This window comes from Pseudoduganella sp. GW821-FHT05F09 (assembly GCF_059419605.1).
The window spans coordinates 999,556-1,011,854 of record NZ_JBWKSD010000001.1; the positions used below are offsets into that span (position 1 = coordinate 999,556).

General features: G+C 64.0%; 12 protein-coding genes. 10 read left to right on the forward strand and 2 right to left on the reverse strand.

Annotation, left to right across the window (positions count from 1 at the left end; translation table 11 throughout):
- Positions 1–3 precede the first annotated feature (3 nt).
- The 6 genes from queD (at position 4) to AC07S4_RS04235 (ending at position 4,306) form a co-directional block, all read left to right on the forward strand.
- Positions 4–450, forward strand: coding sequence for a 6-carboxytetrahydropterin synthase QueD (gene queD / locus AC07S4_RS04210; RefSeq protein ID WP_494985398.1), 447 nt, complete (start codon positions 4–6; stop codon positions 448–450).
- Positions 443–973: a tRNA adenosine(34) deaminase TadA gene (tadA, locus tag AC07S4_RS04215; protein WP_494985399.1), complete on the forward strand. Its 531-nt coding sequence runs from the start codon at positions 443–445 to the stop codon at positions 971–973. The genes queD and tadA overlap by 8 nt, the downstream gene beginning before the upstream one ends.
- 105 nt (positions 974–1,078) lie before the next feature.
- Entirely contained in the window at positions 1,079–1,891 is an 813-nt protein-coding gene (locus AC07S4_RS04220) for an esterase/lipase family protein (RefSeq protein WP_494985400.1), read from the forward strand.
- A 2-nt stretch (positions 1,892–1,893) separates the two neighbouring features.
- Positions 1,894–2,805 carry an alpha/beta fold hydrolase gene (locus AC07S4_RS04225; protein ID WP_494985401.1) on the forward strand — a complete coding sequence of 304 codons (912 nt, stop codon included), beginning with the start codon at positions 1,894–1,896 and terminating at the stop codon, positions 2,803–2,805.
- 48 nt (positions 2,806–2,853) lie between these two features.
- Entirely contained in the window at positions 2,854–3,783 is a 930-nt protein-coding gene (gene ldcA / locus AC07S4_RS04230; protein ID WP_494985614.1) for a muramoyltetrapeptide carboxypeptidase, read from the forward strand.
- A 76-nt stretch (positions 3,784–3,859) separates the two neighbouring features.
- Positions 3,860–4,306 carry a hypothetical protein gene (locus AC07S4_RS04235; RefSeq protein WP_494985402.1) on the forward strand — a complete coding sequence of 149 codons (447 nt, stop codon included), beginning with the start codon at positions 3,860–3,862 and terminating at the stop codon, positions 4,304–4,306.
- 134 nt (positions 4,307–4,440) lie between these two features.
- Here AC07S4_RS04235 and AC07S4_RS04240 read toward each other — a convergent pair whose 3' ends face one another.
- Positions 4,441–4,602, reverse strand: a complete 162-nt coding sequence (locus AC07S4_RS04240; RefSeq protein ID WP_494985403.1) for a hypothetical protein — start codon at positions 4,600–4,602, stop codon at positions 4,441–4,443.
- A gap of 79 nt (positions 4,603–4,681) precedes the next feature.
- Complete coding sequence (locus AC07S4_RS04245) at positions 4,682–4,840, reverse strand: DUF3761 domain-containing protein (protein WP_494985404.1); 159 nt, start codon at positions 4,838–4,840, stop codon at positions 4,682–4,684.
- A gap of 441 nt (positions 4,841–5,281) precedes the next feature.
- Here AC07S4_RS04245 and AC07S4_RS04250 point away from each other — a divergent pair, with 441 nt between their 5' ends.
- The 4 genes from AC07S4_RS04250 (at position 5,282) to AC07S4_RS04265 (ending at position 12,235) form a co-directional block, all read left to right on the forward strand.
- Entirely contained in the window at positions 5,282–6,883 is a 1,602-nt protein-coding gene (locus AC07S4_RS04250; protein WP_494985405.1) for an ABC-F family ATPase, read from the forward strand.
- Positions 6,884–6,997: 114 nt separating this feature from the next.
- On the forward strand, positions 6,998–8,134 hold the full coding sequence (nadA, locus tag AC07S4_RS04255) for a quinolinate synthase NadA (RefSeq protein ID WP_494985406.1): 1,137 nt from the start codon (positions 6,998–7,000) through the stop codon (positions 8,132–8,134).
- A complete protein-coding gene (nadC, locus tag AC07S4_RS04260; protein ID WP_494985407.1) occupies positions 8,131–9,012 on the forward strand; it encodes a carboxylating nicotinate-nucleotide diphosphorylase in 882 nt (293 codons plus the stop codon). The genes nadA and nadC overlap by 4 nt, the downstream gene beginning before the upstream one ends.
- A gap of 265 nt (positions 9,013–9,277) precedes the next feature.
- Positions 9,278–12,235, forward strand: coding sequence for an EAL domain-containing protein (locus AC07S4_RS04265; RefSeq protein ID WP_494985408.1), 2,958 nt, complete (start codon positions 9,278–9,280; stop codon positions 12,233–12,235).
- Positions 12,236–12,299: the final 64 nt, after the last annotated feature.

Genomic DNA, 12,299 nt, shown 5'->3' on the forward strand with positions numbered 1-12,299 from the left:
AATATGCTGACCATCACCCGCAAGCTGGAGTTCGACGCAGGCCATCGCATTCCCGACCACAAAAGCCAGTGCCGCAACCTGCACGGCCACCGCTACACCCTCGAGATCACGCTGACCGGCCAGGTCATCAACGCCGAGGGCAACTCGGACAACGGCATGATCATGGACTTTTCGGACGTGAAAACCATTGCCAAGGAGCACCTGGTGGACGTATGGGACCACGCCTTCCTGGTCTACGAGAAGGACCATTCGGTCAAGGAATTCCTGGCCTCGCTGCCCAACCACAAGACCGTGGTGATCGACCGCATTCCGACTGTGGAAAACCTGGCGGCGGTGGCGTTCGACATCCTGAAGGCCGCCTTCAAGGACCGCTACGGCACCGGCCTGCACCTGCACAAGCTGGTGCTGCACGAAACCCCGAACTGCTGGGCAGAGATCACCGATGCCTGATTTGGCGGCAGCCTTGACGCCGGCCCTGCCTGGCGACGAAGCCTTTATGCGCGAAGCGCTGGCGCAGGCGCAGTGCGCCTGGGACCAGGGCGAAGTGCCGGTGGGCGCTGTGGTGGTCAAGGACGGCGTGGTCATCGCGCGCGGCTACAACCAGCCGATAGGCAAGCACGACCCCACCGCGCACGCGGAGATCGTGGCGCTGCGCGCCGCCGCCGAGGCGCTGGGCAACTACCGCCTGCCGGGCTGCGAGCTGTATGTCACGCTGGAGCCGTGCGTGATGTGCTCCGGGGCCATGATGCACGCGCGCCTGTCGCGCATCGTCTACGGCGCGCCGGACCCCAAGACCGGCGCCTGCGGCTCCGTGGTCAATCTGTTCGAGCAGGAACAGCTCAATCACCACGCCCAGACCGTGGGCGGCGTGCTGGCCGACGATTGCGCCGGCGTGCTGAAGGACTTCTTCGCCGCCCGCCGCGCGGCCGCCGCGCAGGCCCGCAAGGCCGCCTCGCCGCCGGCTGTGGAATAAACGCCACTCTCCGCATTTGCCTGCGCCTGCTGCTGGGCTACGCTGCCACCTTGGTGCTATGCTGATGCAAACAGCAACAGGCATTACCCGTGAGCAGGAGATTCAATGCGGTCCCCCAAACAAATAGAAGATGAGGGCGCGCCCGGCGTTGTGCGCCTCGCCCTGGAGCTGCGCGCGCCCTGGGAACTGGGTGCAGCCCTCGCGGCTTACCCCTTCGCCCGCCTGGCGCCCGCCGGCGATGGACATCCCGTCATGGTATTTCCCGGCCTGGCTGCAGGCGACACCACCACCATCGTCTTGCGGCGCTTCCTCAGCGAGCGGGGCTACGACACCTATGCCTGGGAGCAGGGCCTGAACTTCGGCCCCAAGCCCGGCGTGCTGGAAGCGTGCATCGCGCGCATCGAAGAAATCCATGGCCGCACGGGGCGCACCGTCAGTCTGGTGGGCTGGAGCCTGGGCGGCGTGTACGCGCGCGAGATTGCCAAGATGTTGCCGGATAAGGTGCGCGTGGTCGTCACGCTGGGATCGCCGTTCACCGGCAGCCCCAAGGCCACCAATGCCTGGCGCGTGTACCAGCTGGTGTCGGGCGAGAAGGAAATCGACCCAGCGCGTTTCGCCATGCTGAAGCAGCGGCCACGGGTGCCCACCACGTCCATCTTCAGCCGCACCGACGGCGTGGTGGCCTGGCAGTGCAGCATGGAGGAGGAGACCGCCAGCTCCGAGAACATCGAAGTGCATGCCAGCCATGTCGGCATGGGCGCCAATCCCACCGCGCTGTTCGCCGTTGCGGACAGGCTGGCGCAGCCCGAAGGGCAGTGGCGCCGTTTCGATCACGTGGCCCACACGGGCATCAAGAAGCTGCTCTATCTCGATCCCCAGCGGACGCCGTTTTTCCAAAACCTCTTTGGATGGTACTAATCATGCCCACCGCCCTCGCCAACGGAATCAGCATTGCGTATGAAACCAGCGGTGATGCGGCGGGGCCGCCGGTGCTGCTGATCATGGGCCTGGGCATGCAGCTGATTTCGTGGCCGCAGGAGTTCGTCGACGGGCTGGTGCAGCGCGGCTGCCATGTGATCCGCTTCGATAACCGGGACAGCGGGCTGTCCACCAAGTTCGACGGCGCGGGCGTGCCGAATCTGCCGCTGTCCTATTTGAAGAATATCGTGGGCTGGCCGCTGCGTCCGGCCTACACGCTGGACGACATGGCCGACGACGCGCACGGCTTGCTGGACCATTTGAAGATCCCGCAGGCGCATGTGATCGGCGTATCCATGGGCGGCATGATCGCCCAGCTGTTTGCGGCGCGGCATGCGCGGCGCACCTTGAGCCTGACGTCCATCATGTCCAGCAGTGGCAGGCGCAGTCTGCCCGGACCGACACGGGCGGCGCGCAAATCGCTGCTCACGCCGGCGCCGGAAGGCGGCAGCCGCGAGGAGCTGGTGCAGCATCTTGTTGATACTTTCCGCGTCATCGGCAGTCCCGGCTTCCCCATGCCCGAGCACGACCTGCGGGCGCGCATAGGCCGCACGCTGGACCGCTGCGTATGTCCGGCCGGGGTGGCGCGGCAGCTGGTGGCGATCGCCGCCAACGGCGACCGTAGCCCGCTGCTCAAGCAGATCCGCAAGCCCGCCCTGGTGATACACGGCGCGGACGACCCGCTGGTGCCGGTGGACTGCGGCATAGACACCGCCAGCCAGATCGCCGGCGCCGACCTGCACATTATCGAAGGCATGGGCCACGACCTGCCGCCGCAGCTGATAGGGCGGCTGCTCGCCTTGATCGAACCGCACGTGCAAGGTAAGATGGCCCGGCATTCCCAGGCTGCCTGAACGCCCGGGTGCGTGACCTGGGGTTGAGCGGATTTGAGTACTTCAAAAATGGGGAAGGGCGTGGGCATCGCGATCGCCGCGCCGGGCGGCTACGCGCTGGACGAAGCGGCGCTGGCGCGCGGCATCGCGCGCATGGAAGCGCAGGGCTTTGTGGTCCACAACTATTATGAGCCGGAGCTGAAGTTCCAGCGCTTCGGCGGCACCGACGAGGCGCGCCTGGCACAGCTCAACGCGGCGGCGGCCGACCCGCAGGTGCAGGTGGTGATGGCGCTGCGCGGCTCCTACGGCATCAGCCGCATCCTGCCGCAGATCGATTTCCGCGCCATGGCGGACAGCGGCAAGCTGTTTGTCGGCTATAGCGATTTCACGGCTTTCCATATGGGCTTGATGCAGGCCACGGGCCGCATCAGCTTTGCCGGCCCGATGATCTGCGACGATTTTATCCGCGACGAGCCGGTGGACTACACGCTGGACCAGCTGTGGAACTGCCTGCGCGGCCCGGTGCACACCGTGCGCGGGAGCGGGGCGGGCAATCCGGAAGTGGACCTGCACGGCACGCTGTGGGGCGGCAACCTGGCCATGCTGGTGCATCTGCTCGGCACGCCTTATTTCCCGAAGATTGACGGCGGCATCCTGTTCGTCGAGGACATCAACGAGCACCCGTACCGCGTCGAGCGCATGCTGCTGCAGCTGCTGCACGCAGGTGTGCTGGACCGGCAGAAGGCGCTGGTGCTGGGCGACGTGTCGGGCTACAAGCTGGCCGCCTTCGACAATGGCTACGATTTCGACGCCATGCTGGCCTACATCCGCTCGCGCCTGTCCATTCCTGTGCTGACCGGGCTGCCGTTCGGCCACATCAAGGAGCGCTGCACCCTGCCATTCGGCGCGCAGGCGCATCTGGCATCGGAGCGCTCCTCTGCCCAGGCTGGCAGCTTTGCCCTGACCGCCAGCGGCTACCCGACCCTGCCGCCCGCCTGACGATTGAGCAAGCGCAAAGCGCCGGGCGGAGAACGGGGGGATACTGAAAATTCCCCATATTCCGCCTGGAGCGATGATGAACTCCAACGACCAGCCCCCATCCCCGGGCTCGCTTGACTTCCAGCCGCGCCGTGCCAATGATAAGGCTATGCTTTCGCGACTTGCAAATGTTGAAAAAGATCTCGCCGTGGTCAAGACCACGGTTGAGGTAATTCGTTCCAACTATGTGACCAAGGAAGACTTGGCAATTGAGGTTGGCAAGTTCAGCGAGAAGATTGCCAAGGTCAACGAGAACACGGCGCGTGAATTTGCCAAAATTAACGAGACCATGGCGCGGGAGTTCAGCAAGGTCAACGAATTCACCGTGCGTGAAACTGCCAAGACCAATGAAAACACGAGCAACCTTAGGGCTGAGATGCACAGGGAATTCACTCTCCAGACTTGGCGCATCATTGGCGCCATGATAGTCATCTGTAGCTCGATGTCTGCAGCGGTATTTTATATCGTCAGATACGTGCGCTAGGTGGTCACTCTCCCCGTGTGGTCTGCGGATGTCCAGGCGCCGTCGAAGCAGGCGGACGGGTGTTGGAAAGAAGAGGAATTTGACTCCGGTGCAATCCCTGAGGCATCTGCGATTCCGGCCCACTATTCGGTGGGCTATTTTCTTTTCGTATAGTGATTATTCGTCCTGGAATTTTTGTAGCTGCCGCCCTTGTGGGACGAGCCTTTTCCACTGGCATAGTGGCCGCCCTTGGACGGCTTGGCAAAAGATGGTGCGGAAAGAGAGAACGCCAGACAGGCAATAAGCAGGTATTTCATAACAACGCCTCGTGTAAGAATGGATATCTATCCGAATTTATGTATTATTGATTTTCACTTAAATCAGTTGTAATCGGAGTTAGCTTGCGCCCCCGTGAGACGAGCATGCTCCTTGTTTATCTTTTGAATGTGCAATCCATCCATCTTTGCATGTTACGGTGTCGTCACCATTCCCACCTCCGCAGGCCGTCAATGCAGTGAAAATGGCCAAGGTAAAGAAGTAAATTAGGGTTTTCATTATTTTTAGTTGGCTGCTCGCGCTGATGAATTATCTTGTTTCGGGAAAGGAGGCCATGTGGTTTATTGCGCGAAGGTATTATATGAAAATTGACAACGGGAAATCTATTCAATTGTCACGAGAGCAGAGTGTCATTGTGACGAGAAAAGCTGGAATTTGCGTCGGAGATTTTTAGGGGTCGCGATCGAGCGCGAAGCACCTGCGCCATTGGCGTGCCAGCCCGGCCGCTAGTTCATCCGAAACCGGATTCCGCAGAGTAGCTTTTGCGGCGGCCGCCACGCAGCGAGCATGCAGACCTGGCCTCCATCGCACGAGGCGATGAGTGTGGCGGACCAGCCGCCTGGCCCCGTGCCTTGCTATACAGTGGTTTAGGGCAGGTGCTGTATAATGCTGGAAACCTATTTAACACCCTGATTTCATTGGGCAAAGACTAAAAGAAATATGCTATCTACTGCAAACATTACGATGCAATTCGGCGCCAAGCCGCTGTTCGAAAACATTTCCGTCAAGTTCGGCGATGGCAACCGCTATGGCCTGATCGGCGCCAACGGCTGCGGCAAGTCGACCTTCATGAAAATCCTGGGCGGCGACCTGGAGCCGTCGGCCGGCAATGTGGCGCTGGACGTCAACGAGCGCCTGGGCAAGCTGCGCCAGGACCAGTTCGCCTATGAAGAAATGCGCGTGCTGGACGTGGTCATGATGGGCCACACCGAAATGTGGGCCGCCATGCAGGAGCGCGACGCGCTCTACGCCAAGCCGGACGCCACCGACGACGACTACATGCGCGCCGCCGACCTGGAAGGCAAAGTCTCCGAATACGACGGCTACACCGCCGAGTCGCGCGCCGGCGAACTGCTGCTGGGCGCGGGCGTGGACATCTCCCTGCACCAGGGCCCGATGAGCGCCGTTTCGCCAGGCTGGAAGCTGCGCGTGCTGCTGGCGCAGGCGCTGTTCTCGAATCCGGACATCCTGCTGCTCGACGAGCCGACCAATAACCTGGACATCAACACCATCCGCTGGCTGGAAGACGTGCTGAACGAGCGCAATTCCACCATGATCATCATTTCCCACGATCGCCACTTCCTGAACCAGGTGTGCACCCACGTGGCCGACATGGATTACGGCACGCTGAAGATCTACCCGGGCAACTACGACGAGTACATGCTGGCCTCCACGCAAGCGCGCAACCAGCAGTTGGCCAACAACGCCAAGGCGAAAGAGAAAGTTGCCGAACTGCAGGACTTCGTGCGCCGCTTCTCGGCCAACAAGTCCAAGGCACGCCAGGCCACGTCGCGCGCCAAGATGATCGACAAGATCAAGGTCGAGGACATGAAGCCGTCCTCGCGCGCCTATCCCTTCGTGCGTTTCGACGGCGAGAAGAAGCTGCACCGCCTGGCCGTGGAAGCGGAAAACATCTCCAAAGCCTACGACCGCCAGCTGTTCAAGAACTTCAGCATCATGGTGGAAGCGGGCGAGCGCATTGCCATCATCGGCGCCAACGGCGCCGGCAAGACCACGCTGCTGCGCTGCATCGGCGGCGAAGAGATCACCGGCCTGAACGCCGACACCGGCCGCATCAAGTGGGCGGAAAACGCCAACGTGGGCTACATGCCGCAGGATCCGACCGAGGATTTCGCCACCGACCTGACCCTGACCGATTGGATGGGCCGCTGGACCAAGGAAGGCGACGACGACCAGGCCGTGCGCTCCAGCCTGGGCCGCCTGCTGTTCGGCGGCGACGAGGTGAAGAAGTCCGTGCGCGTGCTGTCGGGCGGTGAAAAAGGCCGCATGATGTACGGCAAGCTGATGCTGGGCCGCCACAACGTGCTGCTGCTCGACGAGCCGACCAACCACATGGACATGGAATCGATCGAGTCCCTGAACATCGCCCTGGACAAATACGCCGGCACGCTGATCTTCGTATCGCACGACCGCGAGTTCGTTTCCTCGCTGGCCAACCGCATCCTCGAGGTCAAGGAAAACGAGATCGTCGACTTCCGCGGCAACTACGAGGAATACCTGACCAGCCAGGGCATCAACTAACTGCCCGATCTGCCCGGCCACTGCTTTCGAGCGGCGCCGGGCAGTTTTTTATTGTATGTGCGATAGTGTCGTCATTGTCGCCATCACGTCATCACCCCATCACCTGCCCGCATCATGCAACAGACTCTAGCCATCAAGCCAGTCGAGTACGAGCACCCGCAACAAGGAACCAGCTGCGTCGCGCACGCCTGGGCACGTACCCCGGCCACCCCCAGCGCCGACGAGCGCGCCGTCCTCAAAGAACGCATCAAGCGCCTGCTGAAAGAAAAGCAGGCGGTACTCGTGGCCCACTACTACGTGGACGCCGACCTGCAAGACCTGGCCGAGGAAACCGGCGGCTGCGTTTCCGATTCGCTGGAAATGGCCCGCTTCGGCCGCGACCACAGCGCCAAGACGCTGGTAGTGGCCGGCGTGCGCTTCATGGGCGAAACCGCCAAGATCCTCAGCCCCGAGAAAACCATCCTGATGCCGGACCTGGACGCGACCTGCTCGCTGGACCTGGGCTGCCCGGCCGACGAGTTCACCGCCTTCTGCGACCAGCATCCGGACCGCACCGTGGTGGTCTACGCCAACACGAGCGCCGCCGTGAAAGCGCGCGCCGACTGGATGGTGACGTCGTCGATCGGCCTGGACATCGTCAAGCACCTGCACGAGCAGGGCAAGAAAATCCTGTGGGCGCCGGACAAGCACCTGGGCTCCTACATCCAGAAGGAAACCGGCGCGGACATGCTGCTGTGGCAGGGTTCCTGTCTGGTGCATGACGAATTCAAGGGCGTGGAGCTGGATCTGCTGAAAGCCGAATACCCGAACGCCAAGGTGCTGGTGCACCCCGAGTCGCCGGCCAATGTGGTGGCGCAGGCCGACGTGGTGGGTTCGACGTCGCAGATGATCGCCGCCGCCGTCAACATGGACGCGGACACCTTCATTGTCGCCACCGACAACGGCATCCTGCACAAGATGCGCCAGGCCGCTCCGGGCAAGACCTTTATTGAAGCGCCCACCGCCGGCAACAGCGCCACTTGCAAGAGCTGCGCGCATTGCCCGTGGATGGCAATGAACGGCCTGCAGAACCTGGCCGACGTGCTGGAAAATATGAAGAGCGAAATCCATGTCGACCCCGCCGTCGGCGTGCAAGCCAAGCGCTCCATCGACCGCATGCTGGACTTCGCGGCGGCCAAGAAAGCCAAGGTCGCGCCAAGCGCCGATCTGGCGCAAGAGGCAAAACTGTTCCAGGGTATAGGTCCGGCATGAGTACTTTACGCAATCCCCATGCGCCGTTCGACGGGCCGCTGAAGGCGGCGTTCGAATCCAACCTGCTGGCCGCGCTGCTGGAAGACGTGGGCACCGGCGACCTGACCGGCATGCTGGTTCCCGCCGAAGGCCGCAGCACCGCCCGCGTCGTCGTTCGCGAAGACGCGGTGCTGTGCGGCGCGCCCTGGTTTGAAGGCGTGATGCTGGCCGTCGATGGCGGCATCAGCATCACCTGGCACTACGCCGAAGGCGACATGATGAAGGCGGACAGCGCTGTCTGCACGCTGGAAGGCCCTTCGCGCGCGCTGCTGACGGGCGAACGCGCTGCGCTCAATTTCCTGCAGCTGCTGTCCGGAGTTGCCACCGCCACGCGCCGCTATGCGCAAGTGGTGGAAGGCACCGGCGCCCGCGTCCTCGACACCCGCAAAACGCTGCCCGGCCTGCGGCTGGCGCAGAAGTACGCGGTGCGCGTGGGCGGCGGCGCCAACCAGCGCATGGCGCTGTACGACGGCATCCTGATCAAGGAGAACCATATCGCGGCGGCGGGCGGCATCACCGCCGCGCTGGTGGCGGCCAAGCGCGTGGCTGCCGACGCCGGCGGCGGCGGCGTGACCATACAGGTGGAAGTGGAAAACCTGGCCGAGCTGGAAGAAGCCCTTGCGGCCGGCGCCACCTCGGTCCTGCTCGACAATTTCGACCTCGATATGATGCGCGCCGCGGTAAAGCTCAATGCGGGCCGCGCGCTGCTGGAGGGTTCGGGCGGCGTCAACCTGGACACCGTGCGCGGCATCGCCGAAACCGGCGTGGACCGCATCTCCATCGGCAGCCTGACCAAGGACGTGCGCGCCACCGACTACTCGTTGCGCATTATCGGCTAAGCCGATACGGCAATGCGGCGCGCTTGCGCGGGCCGCGTTGCCGTATTCTTTCCCCGCCGCTGAAAACGCGGTAATATCATTCCGCAGTCTTTCTTGCCAGCCTGTCCGAATTACAGGAGATGCCGCATGAATACCCGGAGTGTTTGTCCTGAACACGGTTGCGCGGGCCCAGCCCATGGCACTGTTCGCTAACTTCCACGCCCGCCTTTCCCGCCTCAGTCTGCGCGCCAGACTACAAACAGTCATCAGTTGTTTAGCTATCCCCATGCTAGCCTCGGCGCTGGTGGTGGTGCTGCTGCATTTGTACGCAGCGTCCGCCTGGCACGCCTTTGCCGAACAGGAGCAGCGCGCGCTGCAACTGGCCTTGAGAGGCAGCGCTTCGCTGCCGGCGCTGGATGCGGCGGCCACGCGCCGCGCCACGCTGAGCGGCCTGCGCGCGCAGATGCGCGACATTGCGGGCCTCAGCGGCGACGAGAACGTGCGCAGCGCAGCGCAGGCGGTTGCCTTGCTCACCTATGAATACGAGGCCGGCAGGGCTGCCGGCGCCGCCGCCCCCGCGCCGCTGGCGCCCTTGCTCGACGAACTGGCGGTGCAGGCCACGGGCGCATCCGCGCAAGCGCATGCGCACGCCGTGCTTGCGGGACGGGTGGCGCTGCTGGCGATGGTGCTGCTGCCGGTGCTTGCGGCGGCGGGCGCGGTGGCTTTGGCCAGCGGCATTACGCGCAGCATAGACGGCACGCTGCGTGACTGCATCGCCTTCGCGGGCGATATCGCGGCGGGCAATTTCAGCCACGGTGGCAGCCTGGCGCGTCCCGCCGCCAGCGCGCGCCGCCTGGATGCGGACGCCGACAGCGCCAGCGAATTCGACATCCTGGTGCGCTCCATGAACCGCATCGCCGACGAAACCGTCACCGCCGCCGAGCGCACGGCGGCGCAGACCGCAAGGCTGGAGCGGGTGGAGCGCTCATGGGCTTTGCTGTCCGCGTGCAGCAAGTCGCTGGTCAAGGCAGGCAGCGAGGCGGAGCTGCTGGACGCCATTTGCGGGCACCTGGCGGAGCTGGGCGGCTACCGCGTGGCCTGGGTGGGCTATGCGCGCGACGATGAAGCCAGGGCCATAGAAGTCGCCGCGCATGCCGGCACGGATGCGGATTACGTGCACGGCCTGCAGTTGAGCTGGGGCGCGGACGTGCACAAGCAGGGCGGCTTCGGCACCGCCATCCACCAGGCGCGCACGGTGGCCACCAGCCAGCTCGCATCGGACCTGGTCTTTACCTGCTGGCGCGAACTCACGCCGCCACATGGCCTGGCCTCGGCGCTGGCGTTGCCGCTGATGCAGGACGGCGAAGGAGGGCGGACCGCGTTCGGCGTGCTGGGCATCTATTCCGAACAGACCCGCCCCGTGGAGGACGAGGAGCTGCAACTGCTGCATGACCTGGCGGACGATCTGGCTTTCGGCATTATCAGCCGCCGCCAGTCGGGGCAGCGCCAGCGCGCCGAGGAGCAGTTAGCCCGCCATGTCAATTACGACGACCTGACCGGGCTGGCCAAGCTGGAAACGCTGCAAGCACAGCTGCAGCAACTGGCCGAGCAGGCGCGCGCCGGGCGCAAGACGCTGGCGGCGCTGCACGTGGACCTGGACCGCTTCAAGGACATCAACGACACGCTGGGCCGCGCCGTCGGCGATCAGGTGCTGGTGCAGGCCGCGCTGCGGCTGGCCCATTGCGCGGGGGAGGGGGCAGTGCTGGCGCGGCCGGGCGCGGACGAATTCGTCATCCTGCTGCCGGGACTTGCCGCGCCGGGCGACGCGGCGCAGATCGCCAGCCGCATGGCGGCGCAGCTGGCCGAACCGCTGGCTGCCGGGCTGCTGCCGGCGGGCGCGCCGGCGATACGCCCGCTTGGCTCCATGGGCATCAGCCTCTACCCCGACGACAGCGCCGAGATAGGCGACCTGCTGCGCAACGCCGGCCTGGCCATGCAGGAGGCCAAAAGGCAGGGCGGCAATACCTGCCGCTACTATGCGCCCGAGCTCAATGTGCGCATGGCCTCGCGCTTTGTCATGGAGTCGGAGCTGAGCCGGGCGCTGGAGCGCGGCGAACTGTCCATGCACTACCAGCCGCAATGCAGCCTGCAGACCGGCGTCATCGTCGGCGCCGAAGCGCTGATGCGCTGGAAGCACCCCACGCGCGGCATGGTGGCGCCGGGCGAATTCATCAAGCTGGCCGAGGAAACCGGGCTGGTGCTGCCGATAGGCGCGTGGGCCATAGAAAACGTCTGCGGCCAGCTCAAGGCCTGGCGCGATGCAGGCGTAAAGTCGCCGCCGGTGGCCGTCAATCTGTCCGCGCGCCAGTTCCAGCAAAAGGACCTGGTGCGCACGGTGCGCAGGGCGCTGGAAAACAGCGGCGTGCCGGGGCGCCAGCTGGTGCTGGAGCTGACCGAGAGCGCGGTGATGCATGACGTGGAAGCGGCCATCGCCACGCTGCGCGAACTGAAGGAACTGGGCGTGGGCATAGCGCTGGACGATTTCGGCACCGGCTATTCCTCGCTGAGCCATTTGAAGCGCTTTGCCATCGACCATTTGAAGATAGACCAGTCCTTCGTGCGCGACATCGCCACCTCGCCGGACGACGCGGCCATTTGCAACGCCGTGATCGGGCTGGCGCACAATCTGCGGGTGCAGGTGGTGGCCGAGGGCGTGGAAACGGAGGAGCAGATGAACTACCTGCGGCGGCGCTATTGCGACAGCATGCAGGGCTACCTGTTCAGCAAAGCCGTGCCGGCCGACGCCTACGCGCAGCTGCTGGCGGGCGGCAAAAAACTGGCCCTGCCGGATGCTGCGGAAACGCCGCCCACCTTGCTGCTGCTGGACGACGAACCGAATATCATCCGCTCGCTGAACCGCGCGCTGCGGCTGGACGGCTACAAAATCCTGGCCGCCACCAGCGCCGCGGACGCGCTCAAGCTGCTGGCCATGAATCCGGTGCAGGTAGTGTTGTCGGACCACCGCATGCCTGAAATGACCGGCATTGAATTCCTCAGCCGCGTGAAGGACCTGTACCCGGACACTGTCCGCATCATCCTGTCCGGCTATGCCGACCTGGATTCCGTGATTGACGCCATCAACCGTGGCGCGGTCTACCGCTACTTCACCAAGCCCTGGGACGACGAGCAACTGCGGGACTGCGTCCAGCAGGCATTTCGCCACCAGCAGTTACTGACGGCTTGAACGTCCTGATCGAAGATATCTTTCCATGTGGCAAATTTCGGACTACTATGTTCTTAACTATTAG